20 protein-coding genes are annotated in these 20,638 nt (G+C 69.7%); 8 read left to right on the top strand and 12 right to left on the bottom strand.

Annotated elements, in window-relative coordinates:
- The 3 genes from AB0P17_RS06475 (at position 1) to AB0P17_RS06465 (ending at position 4,211) form a co-directional block, all read left to right on the top strand.
- Positions 1-2,385 carry a molybdopterin cofactor-binding domain-containing protein gene (locus AB0P17_RS06475; RefSeq protein WP_365808456.1) on the top strand — a complete coding sequence of 795 codons (2,385 nt, stop codon included), beginning with the start codon at positions 1-3 and terminating at the stop codon, positions 2,383-2,385.
- Positions 2,386-2,421: 36 nt separating this feature from the next.
- Positions 2,422-3,573, top strand: coding sequence for an XdhC/CoxI family protein (locus AB0P17_RS06470; protein WP_365808155.1), 1,152 nt, complete (start codon positions 2,422-2,424; stop codon positions 3,571-3,573).
- 218 nt (positions 3,574-3,791) lie between these two features.
- Positions 3,792-4,211 (top strand): hypothetical protein, encoded by a 420-nt coding sequence (locus AB0P17_RS06465; RefSeq protein ID WP_365808153.1) that lies wholly within the window; start codon positions 3,792-3,794, stop codon positions 4,209-4,211.
- A 363-nt stretch (positions 4,212-4,574) separates the two neighbouring features.
- Here AB0P17_RS06465 and AB0P17_RS06460 read toward each other — a convergent pair whose 3' ends face one another.
- Positions 4,575-5,600 (bottom strand): LacI family DNA-binding transcriptional regulator, encoded by a 1,026-nt coding sequence (locus AB0P17_RS06460; protein ID WP_365808454.1) that lies wholly within the window; start codon positions 5,598-5,600, stop codon positions 4,575-4,577.
- 217 nt (positions 5,601-5,817) lie between these two features.
- Between AB0P17_RS06460 and AB0P17_RS06455 the strand changes: the two genes are divergently transcribed.
- Positions 5,818-7,101 carry a VWA domain-containing protein gene (locus tag AB0P17_RS06455; RefSeq protein ID WP_365808152.1) on the top strand — a complete coding sequence of 428 codons (1,284 nt, stop codon included), beginning with the start codon at positions 5,818-5,820 and terminating at the stop codon, positions 7,099-7,101.
- Positions 7,101-7,970 carry a hypothetical protein gene (locus AB0P17_RS06450; RefSeq protein ID WP_365808150.1) on the top strand — a complete coding sequence of 290 codons (870 nt, stop codon included), beginning with the start codon at positions 7,101-7,103 and terminating at the stop codon, positions 7,968-7,970. The genes AB0P17_RS06455 and AB0P17_RS06450 overlap by 1 nt, the downstream gene beginning before the upstream one ends.
- A gap of 111 nt (positions 7,971-8,081) precedes the next feature.
- On the opposite strand, the gene AB0P17_RS06445 is transcribed toward AB0P17_RS06450, so the two are convergent.
- The 5 genes from AB0P17_RS06445 to AB0P17_RS06425 all read right to left on the bottom strand — a co-directional run bounded on the left by AB0P17_RS06445 (position 8,082) and on the right by AB0P17_RS06425 (position 12,094).
- Positions 8,082-8,828: an ATP-binding cassette domain-containing protein gene (locus AB0P17_RS06445; protein ID WP_365808148.1), complete on the bottom strand. Its 747-nt coding sequence runs from the start codon at positions 8,826-8,828 to the stop codon at positions 8,082-8,084.
- Complete coding sequence (locus tag AB0P17_RS06440; RefSeq protein ID WP_365808147.1) at positions 8,825-9,406, bottom strand: hypothetical protein; 582 nt, start codon at positions 9,404-9,406, stop codon at positions 8,825-8,827. The genes AB0P17_RS06445 and AB0P17_RS06440 overlap by 4 nt, the downstream gene beginning before the upstream one ends.
- The gene (locus AB0P17_RS06435) at positions 9,403-10,683 is read right to left on the bottom strand and encodes a hypothetical protein (protein ID WP_365808145.1); all 1,281 of its coding nucleotides are present in this window, start codon (positions 10,681-10,683) and stop codon (positions 9,403-9,405) included. Before AB0P17_RS06435 ends, AB0P17_RS06440 begins: the two co-directional genes overlap by 4 nt.
- Positions 10,684-10,764: 81 nt before the next feature.
- Entirely contained in the window at positions 10,765-11,196 is a 432-nt protein-coding gene (locus tag AB0P17_RS06430) for a hypothetical protein (RefSeq protein ID WP_365808144.1), read from the bottom strand.
- 667 nt (positions 11,197-11,863) lie between these two features.
- Entirely contained in the window at positions 11,864-12,094 is a 231-nt protein-coding gene (locus tag AB0P17_RS06425) for a hypothetical protein (RefSeq protein WP_365808142.1), read from the bottom strand.
- Between the two features lie 291 nt (positions 12,095-12,385).
- Between AB0P17_RS06425 and AB0P17_RS06420 the strand changes: the two genes are divergently transcribed.
- Both AB0P17_RS06420 and AB0P17_RS06415 read left to right on the top strand, forming a co-directional pair.
- Positions 12,386-13,222: a helix-turn-helix transcriptional regulator gene (locus tag AB0P17_RS06420; protein WP_365808141.1), complete on the top strand. Its 837-nt coding sequence runs from the start codon at positions 12,386-12,388 to the stop codon at positions 13,220-13,222.
- Positions 13,219-13,428, top strand: a complete 210-nt coding sequence (locus AB0P17_RS06415) for a DUF397 domain-containing protein (protein ID WP_365808139.1) — start codon at positions 13,219-13,221, stop codon at positions 13,426-13,428. The genes AB0P17_RS06420 and AB0P17_RS06415 overlap by 4 nt, the downstream gene beginning before the upstream one ends.
- An 82-nt stretch (positions 13,429-13,510) precedes the next feature.
- On the opposite strand, the gene AB0P17_RS06410 is transcribed toward AB0P17_RS06415, so the two are convergent.
- The 5 genes from AB0P17_RS06410 to AB0P17_RS06390 form a co-directional block, all read right to left on the bottom strand.
- Positions 13,511-13,642: a hypothetical protein gene (locus tag AB0P17_RS06410; RefSeq protein ID WP_365808137.1), complete on the bottom strand. Its 132-nt coding sequence runs from the start codon at positions 13,640-13,642 to the stop codon at positions 13,511-13,513.
- 103 nt (positions 13,643-13,745) lie between these two features.
- Positions 13,746-14,510 (bottom strand): SDR family NAD(P)-dependent oxidoreductase, encoded by a 765-nt coding sequence (locus AB0P17_RS06405; RefSeq protein ID WP_365808135.1) that lies wholly within the window; start codon positions 14,508-14,510, stop codon positions 13,746-13,748.
- Positions 14,507-15,496: an ornithine carbamoyltransferase gene (locus AB0P17_RS06400; RefSeq protein WP_365808133.1), complete on the bottom strand. Its 990-nt coding sequence runs from the start codon at positions 15,494-15,496 to the stop codon at positions 14,507-14,509. The genes AB0P17_RS06405 and AB0P17_RS06400 overlap by 4 nt, the downstream gene beginning before the upstream one ends.
- Complete coding sequence (locus AB0P17_RS06395) at positions 15,493-16,821, bottom strand: amino acid permease (RefSeq protein WP_365808131.1); 1,329 nt, start codon at positions 16,819-16,821, stop codon at positions 15,493-15,495. The genes AB0P17_RS06400 and AB0P17_RS06395 overlap by 4 nt, the downstream gene beginning before the upstream one ends.
- Positions 16,818-17,585 carry an ArpA protein gene (locus AB0P17_RS06390; RefSeq protein WP_365808129.1) on the bottom strand — a complete coding sequence of 256 codons (768 nt, stop codon included), beginning with the start codon at positions 17,583-17,585 and terminating at the stop codon, positions 16,818-16,820. Before AB0P17_RS06390 ends, AB0P17_RS06395 begins: the two co-directional genes overlap by 4 nt.
- A gap of 504 nt (positions 17,586-18,089) precedes the next feature.
- Between AB0P17_RS06390 and AB0P17_RS06385 the strand changes: the two genes are divergently transcribed.
- A complete protein-coding gene (locus AB0P17_RS06385; RefSeq protein ID WP_365808127.1) occupies positions 18,090-19,046 on the top strand; it encodes a helix-turn-helix domain-containing protein in 957 nt (318 codons plus the stop codon).
- 522 nt (positions 19,047-19,568) lie between these two features.
- On the opposite strand, the gene AB0P17_RS06380 is transcribed toward AB0P17_RS06385, so the two are convergent.
- Positions 19,569-20,450, bottom strand: a complete 882-nt coding sequence (locus tag AB0P17_RS06380; protein ID WP_365808125.1) for a LuxR C-terminal-related transcriptional regulator — start codon at positions 20,448-20,450, stop codon at positions 19,569-19,571.
- Positions 20,451-20,638: the final 188 nt, after the last annotated feature.

The raw sequence follows: 20,638 nt of genomic DNA, 5'->3' as shown, positions 1-20,638 counted from the left end.
ATGGCCACCACCGGCATCCCCACCAGCCTCACCCAGGGCTCCGGCACCCGCGGCGGCATAGGCGAGTCGACCCTCCGACCCGACGGCACCCTCAAGGTCACCGGCGAGTTCGCGTACGCCTCCGACCTGTGGCACGAGGACATGCTCTGGGGCCACACCCTGCGCTCCACCGTGGCCCACGCCGAGATCCGCTCCATCGACACCGCCGAGGCCCTGGCCACCCCCGGCGTCCACGCCGTGCTGACGTACGAGGACCTCCCCGCCGCCGTCACGCACTACGGCCTGGAGATCAAGGACACCCCCGTCCTCGCCCACGGCAAGGTCCGGCACCACGGCGAGCCGGTCGCCCTCGTCGCCGCCGACCACCCGGAGACCGCCCGCCGCGCCGCCGCGAAGATCCGGATCGACTACGCGGACCTGCCGGTCGTCACCGACGAGGCGTCCGCGACCGCCCCCGGCGCCCCGCTGGTCCACGAGCACCGCACCGACCCCTACGCGCGCCACGTCCCGCACCCCAACGTGCTGCACCGCCAGCCGGTGATCCGCGGCGACGCCGCCCGGGCCGCCGAACGCGCCGATGTGATCATCACCGGCGACTACGTCTTCGGCATGCAGGACCAGGCGTTCCTCGGCCCCGAGTCCGGCCTCGCCGTGCCCGCCGAGGACGGCGGCGTCGACCTCTACGTCGCCACCCAGTGGCTGCACGCCGACCTCGCCCAGATGGCGCCCGTCCTCGGCCTCCCCGAGGAGAAGGTCCGCATGACGCTCTCCGGCGTCGGCGGGGCCTTCGGCGGCCGCGAGGACATCTCGATGCAGATCCACGCCTGCCTGCTCGCGCTGCGCACCGGCAGACCGGTCAAAATCGTCTACAACCGCTTCGAGTCCTTCTTCGGCCATGTCCACCGCCACCCGGCCAGGCTGCACTACGAGCACGGCGCGACGCGCGACGGCAAGCTCACCCACATGAAGTGCCGGATCGTCCTCGACGGCGGCGCGTACGCCTCGTCCTCCCCGGCCGTCGTCGGCAACGCGGCCTCCCTCTCGGCGGGACCGTACGCCGTGGAGGACGTCGACATCGAGGCGCTCGCCCTCTACACCAACAACCCGCCCTGCGGCGCGATGCGCGGCTTCGGCGCCGTCCAGGCGTGCTTCGCGTACGAGGCCCAGATGGACAAGGTGGCCGCCGCGCTCGGCATGGACCCGGTGGAGTTCCGCCGGATCAACGCCATGGAGCAGGGCACCCTGCTGCCGACCGGCCAGCGCGTCGACTCCCCGGCGCCCGTCGCCGAACTGCTGCGCCGCGTCAAGGCCCGGCCCCTCCCGCCCGAGCGGCAGTGGCTGGTGGCGGGGGAGGAGGCGGACGTACGGGCGCTGCCCGGCGGCCTCTCCAACACCACGCACGGCGAGGGCGTGGTCCGCGGTGTCGGCTACGCGGTCGGCATCAAGAACGTCGGCTTCTCCGAGGGCTTCGACGACTACTCCACCGCGCGCGTACGGCTCGAAGTGGTGGGCGGGGTGCCCGTCGCCGTCGTGCACACCGCGATGGCCGAGGTCGGCCAGGGCGGGGTCACCGTCCACGCGCAGATCGCCCGTACCGAACTCGGCGTCACCCAGGTCACCATCGTCCCGGCGGACACCCGGGTCGGCTCGGCGGGCTCCACCTCCGCCTCCCGGCAGACCTATGTCACCGGCGGCGCCGTCAAGAACTCCTGCGAGCACGTCAGGGAGCGGGTCCTGGAGATCGGCCGGCGCAAGTTCGGCACGTACCACCCGGCCTGGGCCACGGCCGAACTGCTGCTGGAGGACGGCAAGGTGGTCACCGACGGCGGCGAGGTGCTGGCCGCCCTGGTGGACGTCCTGGAGGACGAGGCGGTCGAGGTGGAGCGGGAGTGGCGGCACCGCCCGACCGAGGCGTTCGACCTCCGTACCGGACAGGGGAACGGCCATGTCCAGTACTCCTTCGCCGCGCACCGCGCGGTCGTGGAGGTCGACACGGAGCTCGGGCTGGTCAAGGTGGTCGAACTGGCCGTCGCGCAGGACGTCGGCAAGGCGCTCAACCCGCTCTCCGTCCTCGGCCAGATCCACGGCGGCTCCACGCAGGGGCTGGGCGTCGCGGTGATGGAGGAGATCATCGTGGACCCCGTCACGGCGAAGGTCCGCAATCCGTCCTTCACCGACTATCTGATCCCGACGATCCTCGACACGCCGACCATGCCCGTCGACATCCTGGAACTGGCCGACGACCACGCGCCGTACGGGCTGCGCGGCGTCGGCGAGGCGCCGACGCTCTCGTCCACCCCGGCGGTCCTCGCGGCGATCCGCGCGGCGACGGGCCTGGAGCTGAACCGTACGCCCGTACGCCCGGAACACCTCACCGGCACCTGACGCGCACCGGCACCCGTCCCGAGGAGACCGACCGACATGCTGGACATCGCGGAAGAGCTGCACCGCTGGGCCGGTGAGGGCCGTGACATCGCCGTCGCCACCGTCGTGGCCGTCAGCGGCAGCGCGCCCCGGCAGCCGGGCGCCGCCCTCGCCGTCGACGGCGAGGGCGAGGTGATCGGCTCGGTCTCCGGCGGCTGTGTGGAGGCCGCCGTGTACGAGCTGTGCCGCCAGGCGCTCCGCGACGGGAACACGGTCCTGGAGCGCTTCGGATACAGCGACGACGACGCCTTCGCCGCCGGGCTCACCTGCGGCGGTGTCATCGACGTCCTCATCACCCCGCTCCGGCCCCGCACCCCCGCAGGGGCGGTGCTCGTGGCGGCCCTCGGCGCCGCCGCGCGCGGGGAGCCCGCGGCGCTCGCGCGGATCACGGAAGGACCGGCCGAACTGCTCGGCCGCGCCCTGCTCGTACGGCCCGACGGCTCGTACGAGGGCGGCTTCGGCGGCGGTCCGGAGCTGGACCGTACGGCGGCGGACGAGGCGCGCGCCCTGCTGGACACCGGCGGTACGGGCCAGGTCCTGATCGGCGAGCGGGGCGCGCGCTGCGGGCGGCCCCTGACGCTGCTGGTCGAGACGAGCACCCGGCCCCCGCGCATGATCGTCTTCGGCGCGGTCGACTTCGCCGCCGCGCTGGCCGGGGCGGGGAAGTTCCTCGGCTACCACGTGACGGTCTGCGACGCGCGGCCCGTCTTCGCCACGCGCGACCGGTTCCCGGCCGCCGACGAGGTCGTGGTGGACTGGCCGCACCGCTATCTCGCCCGGACCGCGGTCGACGCCCGTACGGCGCTCTGCGTGCTCACGCACGACGCCAGGTTCGATGTGCCGCTGCTGGAGCTGGCGTTGCGGCTGCCCGTCGCCTTCGTCGGCGCGATGGGCTCGCGACGCACCCACGCCGACCGCGACCGGCGCCTGCGTGAGGCCGGCCTCACCGCCGCCGAACTCGCCCGGCTGCACTCGCCGATCGGCCTGGACCTCGGCGCCCGTACCCCCGAGGAGACCGCGCTGTCCATCGCGGCGGAGATCGTCGCCACCCGGCGGGGCGGCACCGGCACCCCGCTGACGGGCGCGCGGACACCGATCCACCACGACGGGACGCGGGCGGGGCGGCGACGGCTCGGGTCCGCCGCCTGACCGGCCGGTCCGTGGTGTCCCACTGCGGAACACCAACAGTGTCGGCATCGACATCCACGCCTCACCCCGCACGTGACCGGCGCGCAGTGTGCACACTACCCATGCATCGTGCACGGTTGATCCCAACATGCCTCACCTCTTAGCGTCCTGGCTGGCGGAAGACGCCATGGGCACATCAATGTGGGGGGGAATGAGTCTTGAGGATTCGACTGGCAGCGGTGGCTGCCATCAGTGTCGCCAGCATTGTCGTAACAACAGGTTCCGCTCAGGCGGCCGACAGTGTCGGGGTCAGCACGGCCGACAACAGCGAGGTGTCGGCGACCGCCGCCGGCGACTGGTGTCAGCTTGTCTACGACTACGCCGGTGACGAGGCGGGCGAGGCGTGCTTCGTGTCGTACGGGGACAAGTTCAAGGTCTCCGACTTCCGAGCTGATGGCATGCGGGTCGTCGCCGACTGGGAGACCGACTACGGCCGTACGGGTGAGTGTCACCAGTCCGGGGGCAGCGGGGCGGTTGGCTACTGCAACTACGACATGCGGGAGGACAGCAAGGTCAGGTTCCGCGTCCTCCGACGAGATGGCGCGGAAGGAACAGACCACAACCGCACCCAGTGGTCACCCTGGCTGAACATCGGTTGACCATGCGCCCCGGCGCGGTGGATGTCCGAACGAGGGTCCGTCAGCTTGCCGGCGGGCCCTCCCCGCTTGTCGAGGGCGGAGCTCTCCGCGGGCGCCGTTCCGTCCCGCGTCCCCCACGGATGCGGGACGGAACGGCGCCGGGCCCCGCCTGGTGGGCGGGGGCGCGCCCCCGCGCCGGGTTACGGCAGTCCGAGCGGGGCGGCGATGTGAGGAACCGCCTCCTCCGGTGTGGGAGCGCTCCCATGAGCCTTGTCGAGGGGTCGGCCGTTGTCAAGACCGTTGCTGAGACGCGGGGTTGGGGCCTGGCCGCTGCAGGACGGTGCGCGGGGCGGCGGATTGCCGGGGGTGCCGCCGCCCGGCGGGTCAGCCCGAGGTCCGCCGTACCAGTTCGGTGCGCAGTACCACGTGCTGCCAGGCCGCCGAGGAGTCGTTGATCGTCTCCAGCAGCACCCGGGCCATCGTGCGGCCCATCTCCTCCACCGGCTGCCGTACGGAGGTCAGTTGGGGGTCGGTGTGGCGGGCGATGGGGGAGTCGTCGAACCCCACCACGGCCACGTCCTCGGGGACTCTGCGGCCCACCGCGCGCAGCGCGTGCAGGGCGCCCACCGCCATCACGTCGGAGGCCGCGAAGACCGCGTCGATGCCGGGGTTCCTGGTCAGCAGCTCGGTCATCGCGCGGCGTCCGCTCTCCTCCGTGAAGTCGCCGTGCGCGATCCACGTGGGACCGGGGCCGCCGCCCGACGTGTCCCGTACGGCCTCCTCGTACCCCCGGAGCCGGCACTGCGCCACGTACATGTCCAGCGGTCCGGTGATCGTGCCGATCGCGCGCCGTCCGGACTCCCAGAGGTGGCGCACGGCGGTGCGGGCGCCGCCCACGTTGTCCGAGTCGACGTACGACACCGACTCCTCGCCGGAGCGCCGGCCGCTCAGGACGGTCGGCATCTCCATCTCCGCGAGGAGGTCGGGCAGCGGGTCGTCGCCGTGTACGGAGACCAGCAGGACGCCGTCGATCCGGCGGGCCCGCGCGTACTGGAGGAAGCGCTGCCGCTCGCTCTCGGTGCGGACGAGTGTGAGCAGCAGCTGGAGATCGGTGTCGGCCAGCCCGTCGCCCACGCCGTGCACGATCTCGGAGAAGTACGGCTCGGCGAAGAACCGCTTCTCCGTCTCCGGTATGACCAGCGCGACCGCGTCCGTACGGCTGCCCGCGAGCGCGCGGGCGGCGCGGTTGGGTATGTAGCCCAGCTGGGCGATCGCCTGCTCGACGAGGTGCCGGGTGGTGTCCTTCACGCGGGGTGAGTTGTTGATGACGCGGGAGACCGTGCCCCGGCCGACGCCGGCGAGCGCGGCGACCTCCTCCAGGGTGGGCTGGCCCGTGCGTGCCTTCGTCACCATCGTGCGACCTCCAGTCAGCCTGAGCCCGGCCTGATCGGTACGCAGGGCACGGGCTTCAGTCATCCAACCACTGGGAGCGCTCCCATGCACGAAATCACCCTGAGGTGTATACCCCGTGGCCCGGGAGACACCGGTCCGTCATCTCCCGGAAAGCAACTGACGGTCCGTCAGTTTCCGTTTGTCCCCCCGGGTGCACTATCACTATCATCCGGCGATGATCATAAGTAGACGGTCGGCAGCCGCCGTGTGCGGTCTGGTGGCCACCCTGGCCGTAGGACTCTTTCCTCCCGCCGCTGCCGCCGCCGATGAACCCACCGGCCAGCCGGCGCCGAAGGTCGATCTCGTCCTCGACGTCAGCGGCTCGATGCGGACCCGTGACATCGACGGCCAGTCCCGGATGGCGGCTGCGAAACAAGCCTTCAACGAGGTGCTCGACGCCGTTCCGCAGGAGGTGGAGCTGGGCATCCGGACGCTCGGTGCCAACTACCCCGGGAAGGACACCAAGGTCGGCTGCAAGGACACCGAGCAGCTCTACCCCGTGGGGCCGCTGGACCGTACGGAGGCGAAGACCGCGGTCGCCACCCTCGCCCCCACCGGCTGGACGCCCATCGGCCCGGCCCTCCTCGGTGCCGCCCAGGACCTCGAAGGGGACGAAGAGGCCACCCGCCGTATCGTTCTGATCACCGACGGCGAGGATACCTGCGCACCGCTCGACCCCTGCGAGGTCGCGCGTGAGATCGCCGCCAAGGGCATCCACCTCACCATCGACACCCTGGGTCTGGTCCCCGACGACAAGACCCGCCGCCAGCTCACCTGCATCGCCGAGGCCACCGGCGGCACCTTCACCTCGGTCCAGCACACCGACGAACTCTCGCGCCGCGTCACGCAGTTGGTCGACCGGGCCGCCGACCCGGTCGTCACCCCCGTCGCGACCGAGGGCGCCGCGCGCTGCGCCGACGCCCCGACGATCAAGCCCGGCCTCTACAGCGACCGCGAGGCGTTCTCCGAGCACCGCTGGTACCGGGTGGACGTCCTCCCCGGCCAGGAGCTGCGCGCCTCGGTGAGCATCGCCGCCGACCGCGCCGTCAACCAGGACTACGGCGTGCTGCTGCGCGCGGTCACCGTCCACGGCCGGGAGATCGTCCGCGGCTCGGAAGCCGGCGACGGACGTACGGACGTGATCTCGGCCGGGCTGCGCTACCCGAAGCCGGATGGCGACGCCGACGAGGACGCTTCCGACGACGAGAAGCCCGCCGCCGAGACGGTCTGCCTCCAGGTCAGCAACGCGTTCTCCGCGCCCGCCTCCGTCAAGACCACCCCGGGCCTGCCCGTCGAGCTGACCGTCGACCTCGTCGACGCGCCCGACGCCGCGTCCGACGTCGCCTCCTTCGGCCTCGGCCACGGCTGGTGGCTGCTCGGCGTACTGGCGCTGACCGGTCTGCTCGCCGGACTGCTCTGGGGCTGGATCTCGCGTCTTCGTATCGTCTGGAGCAACTGATGCGTATCGCCGGTCTGTTCACACACGCCAGGGCCGCGCGGTCCGTGGTCGCCGGATCCCTGCTCGCGGGAGCGCTGCTCCTCGGGGCGCCGGGCACCGCCGTCGCGGAGGACAGCCCCACGCCCTCCGCCGAGGCCACCGACTCCGACGATTCCGACGGCCCGCCGGCGCCCACCGAGGCCGGTACGTCGTTCCGTACGGCCACCGCCTTCCGCCCGGGACAGACGGCGACGGCGGACGGCTCCTCGGGTGACTACCTCTACTGGGTCTTCCCGGTGGACACCGGACAGCGCGCCACCGTCACCGCCAAGGTCACGCTCCCCGAGTCCGCCGCCACGCGGAAGGGCGCGGCCACCTGGCAGGTGGACGTCTACGACGGTCTGCGCCGCCGCCAGCCGTGCATGTACGGCGCCCAGACGAAGGCGCTCGCCGCCGCCGCGGACACCGTCGAGCTGCGCTGCGTGCTCCGTACCGTACGGGCGTGGGCCGAGCCGTGGTCCAACGATCCGCTGCCCGGCAGCTACTACGTACGGCTCACCGTCCGGGACGCCGACGAGAAGGACCTCGGGCTGCCGGTACGGGCGGAGATCAAGGCCGAGACCCCCGACCAGGGCGGCGCCCACGCGGTCGACGGCAAGCTGGCCGTACCGCTGACGCCCGGCCGCACCACCGTCTCGCAGGCGGGCGGCGGCGCCTCGGCCGAGGGCGCGCGACTCGCCGCCTCCGGCGTCGAGCCGGAGGACGGCTGGTCCTCCGGCCGGTGGTCGAACCGCTGGCTGTGGACCGTCGCCGGAGGAGTGCTCGGCGCGCTCGCGGGCATCGGCGGCTACACCCTGGCACGCCCGGCGCGCCGTCCGACGGCGCCGTAGCGCGACGCCGTACGACGGGGGAGACGGGCCGGGAGATGACCCCGGGCCGCCTCCCCTCCGCAGCCCGGCTCGAAGCACTCGACGGCCTGTTTTCCCCGCTGTGTATCTTCGTCAGGCTGTTGATACACCTTGTCGGGACAGGATTTCGGTGTAAGCGGCCTCAGCTGCGCGGCCGGCCACTGTTCCGGGGGGAGTGTGGGCGAAGAACGCGTCCGTGTTCCCGTGCTGCAGGACTCGCCCGCCGTTGAGTACCGTGACGTGATGCGCTTCCTCCGCGAGGTCTGCGACATCGTGCGTGGAAAGCAGTATCCGCACGCCATCGGAAACCAGGCTGGACAGAGTGTCGCGGAAGACACGTCGCTGATGTGGGTCCATTCCTGCCGTTGGTTCGTCCAGCAGGAGAACGCGGGCTCCGTGGACCAGGGCAGCGGCTACCCCTACGCGCCGCAGTTGCCCGCCCGACAGTTGCCCGCTCTTTATATTGCTCTTGTCGGTGAGTTCGACACGGTGGAGAGCCCTGCGCGCCTCACTCCACGCATCCCGGCGGGTCATTCCCTTGAGCCATCCCACGTAGGCGACGTACTCGCGTGCTGTGAGGGACGGCATGGACACGATGTCCTGAGGCATCCAGGCCACTGCTTGCCGGAATTTCGCGGTGCCGGCATCCATCCCATCCAGAGTTACTCTGCCGGAAGAGGGCTGGACGACCGACGCCGCGAGCTTGAGAAGTGTCGACTTTCCTGCCCCGTTCGGGCCGAGGAGGACCGTCAGTCCGTCGGGCACACGGTAACTGAAATCGCGCAGGATGATATCCCGGCGCCGGTAGCCGTAAGTGCAGGAGGCGATTTCCAGAGTCACGAGATCTTCCTTGAGGTGTAAAGCTGTGCAAGGATTCCGGTACACATGAACAGCGCGGCGGCAATGGTCGCGTGTGGAGCGCCGGCAGGCTCCGGAATGATTGTCCATGGATAGGCGTCACCCGTGGGCCTGAAGCCGACCAGAACCACGACGATCGGCCATACCGTGGGAATCAGAACGGCGCGCTGTCTGGAAATTATCCGTCCACACAGCATCAGGCCGGTCAGGAAAACGGTATTCCTTCCCGTGATGTCGACCTGTGGGGCCTGTGTTACCTGGCGGATCAGAAGACTGATACTTACTGCTGCGGCCATGGTGGCCAGTACCAGCCCGGCGTCCAGGCGGGCCACCGTGCGGACCGCGGAGGCTTCAGCGGCCGCGACCCGTGATTCAAGGCAGAGGGCCATGCCGGCCACGAGTGGAATCGGCACGAAGAGTGACAGCACCACCTGATGACTGCCGGCAATGGAGGGCAGAACGACAACAACATCGCGTACCAGTACGGCGAAGACAGTGAAAAGCAGGAGCGAAAAAGGCAGAACGGTGTGAGCGCGACGAGCCTTCAGCCACAGAGTCACCTGCCGCTCCCGCCGCATGCGGCGGTCAGAGTGCTCTGGAACCAGGCGCTTTGCTTTTCGACAGGCTGGACGAGGACGTCCTTGACGATGCTGTGTATCTGTTCGCTGTCCCTGGCTTGTTGCGGTGACCGTGCTTCCGCTTTCATGCTTCGCGTGTATCGCTCCTGCTCCCCGACGACAGAGGCCGCCCAGAGCAGAGCCGCTCGAGCCGGTACGGCGTCCGCTCTGTCGCAGGGGAAACGCACTGCTGTCATGGCCACTTGGTAGCGTACGCCGCCGGTCCTGTCCGCAGACGTCAGCGACAGACGCCAGACACTGTTCGTCGACGGGCGGTAGCTTCGCCCCTCCGCGAGACGGTCCGTGATGATTTCCGGGGAGGCCGGCACACCCCTGGACCGCAAGGTCGTCAAGGCCGCCAACGACTCCTTGCGGACGTTGGCCAGCGCAGCCGCTGTCGCCGTCGGCATGCAGATTTTTGGTGCCTGGCCGCGGCAAGTGACCGGTGCTCGGCCGGAGATGAGCGACGGATCATGTCCCCAGCCGGACGTGATGTGGTAGGCGCTGAAAATACCCAGTGCCGCGACCAGGCAGGCAGACAGCCCCCGGATCAGCCGACTGCGGAGCGGGAGCCACATGATTGCGATGCCGACAGCCAGGCCACCGCCGAAGAGCAGGGGTGCCGCGATCGAGGAAAGGGCGGGAACCTCGCCGAAGTTCAGATTCTTGTACTGGCCGGAGACGTGGCGAAGCCAGTACGGGTGGACCGCGCGGGTAAAGGCCACCATTATGAAATCCACAACTGCGACGATCGGCACGGCGAAGACGCGTGGCACCCGGAGGCCGATGGCGAAGCCGATGGTCGCGTGGGCAACGCACAGGCAGAGCGCCATGGCCGGGAGGCGGAGACTGTCGACCGTGGGGAGCGTCGTCGTCCTGATCAAGGACACCGCAGGCGGCAGGAGCAGCATCGTCCATGAAAGAAGAACGACAGGCAGCACAATGTTGGCGGCGATCCTGAAACGCGAGCGAGCGGGAGCGAGCTGCCAGATACCCGCAGCCGAAAGGCGCCCGCTTTCCCAGGCCGCAAGCGAGGCGGAAATTGCGTAGGAAAATGCGTACAGCATCATCAAAGGAGATGCCACCAGGGCGGGCGCATAGCCGTGAAACTCTGTAAGCGGCTGGGTTTCGCCTACGTTGTAGTAGAATAGTGTCAATGCAAGCGCGAACGGGGAAGCCCATCGCACGCAGCCCGAACGCAGGCTGGTAGCAAGTCTCATCGAAACTCTCACTGAAGATGCCACCGGGGCTCGGTGAGAGCGGATCGCTCTCACCGAGCCCCGAATGTGGAAGCGGTATTATTAGGCCTTGGTTGTGTCGACGAAAACCGTTTCGACGTCCACGGTGTTACCGTTCACCGTACTGCCGCCGACCTTCATCAACTGGAAGTACATGTCCTTCATTCCGGATCCCAGGTCGGTCCACTCTCCTTTGCTGGTCCCGCCTGAGAAACATGCAGTGAATGTCTTGTTGTCGTAAGAGTCATCGGGAGATGCCGGAATGTCCTCCCGCATCTGTACGTCGACACTGTTCGAGCCGCCATGCAGGGAACCCAAATCGCAGTCCGTGAATTCAATCCGAGAGTAGAGTTCATCTTCCCAGCGGCGGGACTCGAATCCGACGCCCCCACTCGATATGCTGCTCGACCAATTTGCAAGAGCCTGAGGTGCCAGAATGAGGAGAAGTGCTGCTGTCATTCCGGCGGCCGCTGCGGTGCGATTCCGATTCTTCATTTGAAGCCTGTCTCCGTACTCGTCGCTTGCGTCGAACGGGAAACCGGGAAGCGCGGCGATGCACGCAAAAGCCTGTTACTCTTTTAGTCATGAGGAGGCGGCGTGCGAAACCCCCTATTCGCTCAGCTGGACTTTACGTTGCAGGCAGCAGGCGAATCAACGGTGAACGATCATTTTCAGCCTGGACGCTGATCGGGTGGCGGGATTGCCGTCCGCCGTGCCGAGGTTCCGGCCTCGAAGCGGCCGAACCATCGGGGCTTTCGGCGTCTCCGCCCACTGGGTCGGTGCACCGGGGGCGGAATGTACGGGGGTACCGGCACCACCCTGAGCGTGTAGACCCCGTCGTCGTCAACTGTCCTCAGGGTGAACTCCGTTCCCGCGATGAGCTGTGTACGCGCCATCCCCTGCGCCCCGGCGTCGGCGCACCAGAGGCGGAGTTCGGTGGGCACGTCGGGAGTGCGGGTCCCCGTCGGAGCCGTCGCACCCGGAGGAAGCCACGCGGAACACGGGCCGGGGTCGAGGCCATCGGCGATGCGGCGGGCCTGACGGCGCAGGAACACGAGGGCGTGATCCGGTGATGCCATCCGTCCCGTGGCGAGGACGACGCGGGCCCGCGTGCCGTTGACCGGCCCCTCGCCGAGAACGGTCACCTGGTAGAGGTGTGCGCTCATGACCGCCGCTCCGCAGGGGGCTGTTGCTTCCGGTGCAGTCGTGCCAGGGCCCGGAGTTGGGTCCGTTCGCGTTCGGTCGCCGGACGGACGGAGATCAGGGCGGTCTGCCAGGTGTGGCCCGAGGGACGGACCAGGTGGACCGTCGTTCCGGCGAAGGACCGGATCACCCCCGGCATGTCCGCCCTGCGATCGAACACGGCCGCGCCGACCCGGAGTTCGGGTGTCATGGGATGTCACCGGCCCTTCTGTGCGGGTGCCCCGCGATCTGCCGGGTGCACTCCGCGGGGGTGGTCGCTCCGATCCCGCGGAGGGCGTTCTCCCGGCGTCTGTCCCACCAGGCGCACACTTCGCAACCGGGCTCCGGGATACCTGGGGGCTCCTGTCGCTCGGCGGGAAAGTTCTGGGCGGACATAATCATTCCTCTCCGTAGTCGCTTCGCTACCGAGGGGATTCGGCCTGGCCCGGAGTGGGGAAGTCTTCAACTTGTAAGGCACGAACGGAAAGCAGGTGGCAGGTCGGTGAACCGCAAGGAGTTGGACCCCGAGAGCAGTCCCCAAGCCGCGTTCGGGGCGCGCGTCCGCACATCGCGAGAGGCTCATGGATGGAAGCAGGAGGATCTCGCCGAACGGACGGGATATTCCAGTACGCATATTTCGGCGGTGGAAACTGCTCGGAAGGTTCCGACTCTTCGGTTTTCGCGTAGTGCCGACCTTGCCTTCGGGACGGGCGACACGGTCGACGCGTTCGAGCGCCAGTGGCATGAGATCCGGCACGGCTCACTGCTGGAGGGCTTCCCGGAGTACGTCGGCTATGAGGGCCGCGCGGTGGAGATCCGGCTGTACGAGATCGGGATCATTCCCGGCCTGTTGCAGACACCGGAGTACGCGCGGGTGCTGGCGGACAGCGCCGTACGGCGGGGAGCCATCACGCCCGAGCAGGCGGACGAACGCGTCTCGGTCCTGGCGGAGCGGCAGGCGGCGCTGGTGCGGCCCCGGCCCCCCATGATCTTCGTGACGATGGACGAGAGCTGCCTCCGTCGGCCCATCGGCGGACCTGCCGTCATGGATGCCCAACTCGCGCGGCTGGCCGAGTTCGCGGAGCTGCCGAACACGCTGCTCCAGGTGGCGCCTTACGAGATAGGCGAGCGCCGGACGTTCGACCTGCCGGTCTACCTCCTGACGCTGTCGGACCGGTCCGTGGTCTGCTACGCGGAGTCCCAGGCCCAGGGGCATCTGGACCGCGAAAGTACTTCCGTACTGCCCATGTTGACGGCCTACCATCAACTACAGGCCGAAGCGCTGTCGCAGGCGGCGGCCGTGGCCATGATCAACCAGTTGCGAAAGGGCACCCCGTGACGACCGAATCCCCCCGCTGGTTCACCTCTTCGTACAGCAACAACGGCGGCGCCTGCGTCGAGGTCGCCGCCAACCTCGCCGGTACGTGCGGCGTGGTCCCCGTCCGTGACTCCAAGAACCCGGGCGGTCCGGCTCTGGGCTTCCCCGTCAACTCGTTCGCCGCCTTCGTGGCGGGGGTCAAGGCGGGGGAGTTCGGCACGGTCTGACCCGGACCCCCGGACCCCCGGCCGTCGTATCCGCGATCCGACGGAGCCCCGCCGCGCGCCGCACGGCGGGGCTCCGTGCCGCTCAGGCGGGGTTGTCGGCGTGCGTCAGCGTCGTCCAGGCGTTGAAGGAGTTGTCCGTGTCGGACGGCCGGTGTGCCTCGGTGTCGATCCTGCTGCCCGCGGGCGGGGCGGGCAGGTCGCCGTCACCGGTCACATACGGAGGGGCTCGGCCTGGACCATCGAGACCGTTCATGGGCATGTCAATGCAGGGTGTAGTCATCTCCGTACCGACGCGGCCCACCACAGTGAGTGTCGGCTCAGATGGTGCCCCCGCCGTCGACCGTGAGCACCGTACCGGTGATGAAGTCCGCGTCCGGGCCCGCCAGGAAGGCGACGGCGGCGGCGATGTCCTCCGGTGTGCCGATCCTGCCCAGGGGCCGGTCGGCCGCCTCCGCGAGGAAGTCCGCCTCGGACTGGCCGAGTTGACGTGCCTCGCGGGCGAGCATGGGGGTGCGGGTGTCTCCGGGGGCCACGCAGTTGACCCGGATCCCCGCGGGGCTGTGGTCCAGGGCCATGGCCTGGGTCAGCATGACGACACCGGCCTTGGCCGTGCAGTACGCGGCGGCCTTCTCGCCCGCGCGCAGACCCCAGCCGGAGGCGACGGTGACGATACGACCGCTCCCGGCCCGTTCCATCCGGGGAATGACGGCGCGGCAGACCAGGAACACGGAGTCCACGTTGTCCGCCAGTGTGCCGCGCCAGGAGTCCAGGGACAGGTCGGTGACGGCGCCGCGCTGAATGCTGCCGGCGACGCAGCACACATCGGTGATGTCGCCCAGTGTGCCCGTGACCTCCTTCACCATGTCGGTGACGGCGCTCTCGTCCGAGAGGTCGCACAGGAAGGGGGCGGCGCGCCCGCCCGTCGCGCGGATCCCCGCGGACACGGTCTCGGCCGTGGCGTCCCGGTCGACGACGGCCACGGCGGCGCCTTCCTCCGCAAGCCGCCGTGCGACGGCGGAGCCGATTCCGCCACCGCCCCCGGTGACCAGGGCCACGCGCCCGGCCGTCCGCCCGGCGGTCATCGCCCGTCTCCCGTGAGTGTTCCGTCGAACAACTGGGTGAGCAGGGCCTTCTGGGTGTGCAGCCGGTTCTCGGCCTGCTGGAAGATCCTGGACCTCGGGCCGTCCTTGACCTCGGCGTCGACCTCCTCGCCCCGTGTGGTGGGCATGCAGTCGAGGAACACCGCCTCGTCGCCCGCTCGTTCCATCAGCGGGGCGGTGACGCGCCACCGGTCGGCGAGGCGGGTCCTGGCCCGGAGTTCGTCCTGGCCGGTGAGCGTCGGTGACATCCAGCTCAGCGTGTAGACGGCCGCCGCGCCCCGGACGGCCTCTTCGAGGTCCTCGGTCAGCGTGATGTCGGCGCCGGTACGGGCGGCGATGGCCCGGGCGGACCGGGTCACCCGCTCGGCGGGCGCGAAGCCGGGTGGGTGCGCGACGGTCACGCGGTGTCCCAGCAGCGCCGCGGCCATCAGGGAGGAGTGCAGGACCCCCGGGGTCTTCTGCCGGGGAGAGTAGGACCAGACGTACACGACCCGCCGGGCCGGCGCCTCCGCTCCGAACAGCTCCCGCAGGGTCAGCAGGTCGGCGAGGACCTGGCAGGGGTGTTCCTCGTCGTCCAGGGCGTTGATGACGGGAATCGTCGCGAGGCCGGCCATCGTGCGCAGGCGCTCGTGTCCCGCGCCGGGCTCCTTCATGTCGTACCAGCGCACCACGAGCGCGTCGAGGTAGCGGTTCAGTACGCCGATGGTGTCCTCGACGGACTCCCGGTTGGCCAGGCGCAGTTCCTCCACTCCGTACGGGAAACTGTCGGCGCCGAGCTGGGCGGCGGCGACCTGGAAGGAGACCCTCGTCCGGGTGGAAGGCACGTTGAAGAGCAGCCCGACGCAGCGTCCGGCCAGCGGGGCGCCCGTGTCCTGCCCCCGCTTCATCGCCTCGGCGAGGTCGAGGAGCGAGCACACCTCCCCGGCGGAGAGATCCTGCATGCGTAGGAGATGTCGCGCGACGGTCATGTGCGTGTCCCTCTCTCTGCGGATGGGCCGGAAGGCGTGCGCGTCAGGCTTTCGACGACGAGTGCGACGAGCAGCATCGCCAGGGCGACGACGAGGCTGAACCCGAAGAACGGCAGCATGGCGAGGGTGGCCACGATGAGGGTCACGTTCAGCCGGGCGACACCGCCTCGTGGCAGCAGCCGCGTCGCGGCGAAGAAGGCCATGAGGAAGATGAGCAGATAGGTCGCCGACGACGCCTTGATCAGCGTCGCCTCGCTGGAGTCGGCGAGCAGCAGGAGCACCACCGGCACGGCGTAGCCGGGTACCAGCGCGAGGACGGCGCGAGCCGGGACGCCCTGGTGGGCGGAGAGCCGGCTGAGACCGGCCGGCAGGAGGCCGTCCCGGGCGAGCGCGAAGACGACCCGTGACGTGCCGAGACACCAGGCGTTCATCGTCAGGAACAGCAGGACTCCGGCGATGAGGTAGCCGACGCTCCGCAGGCCGGCGCCGGTGGCGGCCTGGAGGAGTTGCACGAACGCCATCAGGTCCGACCGGTCGCCTCCGGCGTCGGGAAGGGCCACGGCGACGGTGAGCGCCATGGCGAAGTAGAGGAGGCCGACGCAGCTGACGGCGACGAGGATGCCGCGCGGGAAGCTGCGCGCCGGGTCGATGACCTCCTCGGCCACGGGGGCGGCGTTCTCCCATCCGATGAACCCGAAGAAGCAGATGAGCAGAGCGGTGCCGAGCGAGCCCCAGCCGTGCGGCGCGAACGGCACGAGGCGGGCGTACTCACCCTGGGGGAGGGCCAGGCATATCACCACGACGAGCAGCAGTGTCACGGCACCCAGCACCACCAGTTGGAGCCCCGTGCTCACCCTGATGCCCAGCAGGTTGACCGCGACGCAGCAGGCGATGACCGCGGCGCCCGCGAGCAGGGCCGTGCGGTTGGACGCGGCGGGGTCCACCGCCGCCAGCAGGTACCGGCCGGCCGCGAGGCCCAGTACGGGGTTGCCGGCGAGCAGGGTGATGAGGAGGAAGACGGCGGCGACACGGCCCGCGCGGGGACCGAAGGCCGCTTCCACGAACTGGGCGACGCCTTTGCTGGTGGGGTGGCGTACGGAGAGCTTCGCGAAGATCAGCGCGAAGGGGTAGCTGTAGAGGATCAGAAAGCCCCAGGCGACGAGGGACAGCGGGCCCGCGGCGCTCCAGGCGAGAGCCGGAATGAGCAGCACGCCCGCGCCCATCACCGAGGTGACGTAATGGACGACGAGCCCGGAGGTGCCGATCCGGCGCCGGAGTCGAGGAGGCCGGGACGCGTCCGGCGGGGCTCCCTTGACCGGCGTCACGCGGTCTGTCCTTCGGGTGCCTTCCAGAGGTTGTCCATGGTCTCGTGGCTGATCGTCCGGCTCAGATCGGCCCGGGACGCGTACCCCATGTTGATGATCAGCCGCCGGCCCTGGGTCAGCGGGTAGACGCGATGCAGTGTGGTGTCGGTGCGCAACACGTACAGGTCTCCGGGGCGCAGTGCGAAGGAGTGGATGGGCTGCTCGATGAACTGCCGGTGGAGTTGCGGGTCGTCCTTGTTCCAGTGGGTGCGGGGCACGCACTGGACGAATCCGCCGTGCTCCACGGGCGGACAGGCCACGACCCACACGACCGCGAAGCTGTAGTCGTCCCAGTGCCACCCGTGGGTGTCACCGGACTGCCGCAGTTCGGTGATGACGTACTGCTCGGGTTCGTACGGGCACTCGAATACCGGCTCGCCCGCGATTCTGCTCAACGCTTCCCGGAAATCGGCGGATCGGTACACCGCCGGGATGACGGATCCGTGCTCGCTTATTTCCTGATGGCGGACATTGCGCATCAGCCGGGGCGTGTCCCCGGTCTCCTTGAAGCTCATTTCGCGCCGCACGCCGTGCGCGGCGATGAGCGCCTCGATTTCTTCGGCGATCCCGTTCTTCATGTCGTCGGGTGCGAGGAAAGGAACCTTGGCGAATCCGTGCGTGAGGAAATCACGACGCGACCGTGCCCACTGCTCTTCCGCGACACCGCTGATCAGATGTTCCGACAGGGACCGAATGAGGCCCCGGGCCCGCTCGTCCGGTCCCATGGTGGCTCCCCGTAAAGGTCGTTGGCGGGAGAATGGCTGACCGTGTTGCTTGACGTTGCTCGAAGTAGCTCGAAGTAGCTCGAATGTAAAAGCCTACAAGGGGCGGGCTCGGCGGCCAAGACGGTTTTGTGTGCGACGGGCGAATCAAGCCAGCCGACGGTGTGTGTCGAATGCATTCCAATCAAACAGTCGTTTCTTATTCGGAACTTTGTTTAAGGAAAGGTGGCATGCCGGGGAAATCGGCCTGGGCGAGCCGCCCGCGCGGGAGAGGAGACGCAGGTCACCTTCGGTCATGTCACAACCTGCGGAGCCGTCCCGTCCACGTAGGCATAACCGCCTGACAACGCCGGAGGAGTGCACCGTGGAAGCCTGGGAACCTCGTGGCCGCCCGCACCGCGGGCCGTGTGTTCGAGCCCCGCACGAGAGGGGACGGCGGTGATCGAGACGGTATTCCGGACCGAGGGCGTGCCTGCGGCGGAACGATTCGGATACTGGCGTGAGTGCATGACCCGGCTGCTGTGTCCCATGGACATGGCTGTGGACAGCGACGCCGACATGCCGTTCCACGCGGAGACGCGCCACCTTCAACTCGGCTCTCTTTCGATCTGGCCGGGAACCATGCGGCAGTCGATGCGCTGCCGGCGGACCCCCCGGCTGATCCGGCGGTCCGACCCCGAGAACTACCACCTCTCCCTGCCGCTGAACGGTTCGATGGCCGTCTCACAAGCCGGGCGCGAGGCCGTGCACGGCGCCGACGGGATGTATGTCGTCGACACCTCACAACCCTATGAATGCCATGTATTCGGCGGACCCCTTCGCGGCGTGGGGCTCGAAGTGCCCAAGTCGCTCGTGCCGCTGCCCGTGGGCGCCGTCGGCCGACTGCTGACCCGGCGACTGCCGGCACACGAAGGGATGGGTGCGCTGCTCGGCGGATTCCTGACCCGCCTGGCCGAGGACAGCGATGCGTACCAGGCCGCCGATGAACAGCGGCTGGAGACGATCCTGATCGATCTGTTCACCGCCACGCTGGCGTCTCACCTCGACGCGGACGACGACCTGCCGCCCGAGACGCACCACCGGAGCCTGCCACTGCGCATCCGGACCTTCATCCAGCACCATCTGCACGACCCGGGTCTCACCCCCGGCGCGATCGCCGCCGCGCACCACATTTCGACCAGCCACCTGCACGCCCTCTTCCGGAACCAGGACCTCACCGTCTCGGCCTGGATACGCCACCAGCGCCTGGAGCACGCCCGCCGCGACCTTGCCGACCGCGCCCAGTACGCGGCCCCGGTCCACCGCATCGCCGCCCGCTGGGGTTTCACCCACCACGCGGCCTTCACCCGGGCCTTCACCGCCGCATACGGCCTCTCGCCCCGTGACTACCGTCACCGGGCCCACGGGACACTCTCCTCGGAGACGGGCCCGACGAAGCTGCGACTGTTCGGAACCGCGACATAGACGCATCGTCAAGCAGTGTGGTCTCCACGCCAAGGACACTCCCGCGACACCCCGGCACGATCGATCCCGTCACCATCACACGCCTCGGGGAAACGCCCGGAGCACACAAGGGGGAAGCATGAAGATGAAACGAGCGCTGGTCGCTCTGGCGATGACCGTGGGAGCCGTGGGAGTACCCATGGCGACCGCCACCTCGGCACAGGCCACGCAGAGCCAGTGCACGAACTACCTGACGAGCAAGGGCTACTTGGTCGGACCCAAGCTTACGTCGGCATGCAGCTACGGCCGGTTTCTCGGTGGTCCCCACCCCAGCTGTATCGCGATACTGCTGAACACCGGTGTAGTGGCCCCTGCCCATGCTCAGACCGCCTGCAGCCGCGCGTAAGGGGCTTCGTCCCAGGCGCGTTGTCGCGGACAACGCTCACGGCCGGTCGTTCCGCCGTCAGGTCACACACGTCGCGCAACGAGCCCTCGGGGACGCACTCCCGGGGGCTCGTCCCGGCGGAGGCGGCCCCGCAGCCGCTACGGCAGCAGCCCCGCCCGGCGCGCCGCCACCACGGCTTCCAGCCGGGTGTGCGTGCCCAGCTTGCGCATCGCCGAGCGCAGGTAGCCCTTCACCGTCTCCGGGCGCAGGCCCAGGAGTTCGGCCGCCTTCGCGTTGGTCGAACCCGCCGCGACACACGCCAGCACGTCCACCTCGCGCGGTGCCAGCGCCGCCAGGGGCCGCTGCCCGGGGCCGGTGCGCGCCGGGCCGGCCGCGCCCGCCAAACGGCCGCAGACGGTGAGGAGTTCCTCGCGCAGCGCCGTGTCGACTATCCGCGGCGCCAGCGCCCGCAGCTCGCTGTGGGCCGCGCGGACCTCCTCCCACGCGTCCGGGCCCGCCGCCGGCTCCCGGGTCACCGCGAGCAGCCGCCGCACCTCGTCCCGTACGACCAGGGCCTGTTCGACGTCGCGCGCGGCGGCGACCGCCGCGTCGAAGGTGCGCTCACCGATCGGCAGGGCGCTGCGCAGGGCGCCGTACAGGACACCGCGCACCTTGCGCCGTACGACCACGGGCACCGCGAGCACCGAGCGCAGGCCCTCCGCCGCCACCGCCGCGTCGTACTCGTGGCTGATGTGCCGGGCCACCGCGTAGTCCGTCACCGCGCAGGGCCGCGACAGCGCGATCGACTTGCCGCCCAGACCGTTGCCCGAGGCGATCGCCAGGGTGCGCAGCGCGCCCGTCGCCGCGCCGTTCAGCTCGGCGATCCGCAGGTGTCCCGACTCGGGCAGGAGCCCGCCGAAGGCGATGGGCAGCCCGGTCGTCCTGCGCAGCCACCCCAGGGCGGCCCGCATCTCCACCGCCTCGGTCACCTCGGGCGCCCCGGCCGGCCGGGCCGTCCCGGCCCCGCCCTCTTCGGCCATGCCACTTCCTCCCGCCCGCGGCACCACCCCCGTCCGGGGGTGGTGAGACCTGCGTCACTGGTTACACGATGTTAGACCGACCGGCGAATGGGCGGTGGGAGAAGGAGCGGGGCTGGGGTGCGTGCATCGCAAGGCGGAGGATCGAGGCATGGCGGAGCCATGGTGAGTGACGACAACGCCGCGAGGTG

Source organism: Streptomyces sp. NPDC088124, assembly GCF_040685895.1.
Lineage (GTDB): Bacteria > Actinomycetota > Actinomycetes > Streptomycetales > Streptomycetaceae > Streptomyces.
The sequence above is the reverse complement of the archived record's forward strand: the minus strand, read 5'-3'. Positions and strand labels throughout refer to the sequence as shown.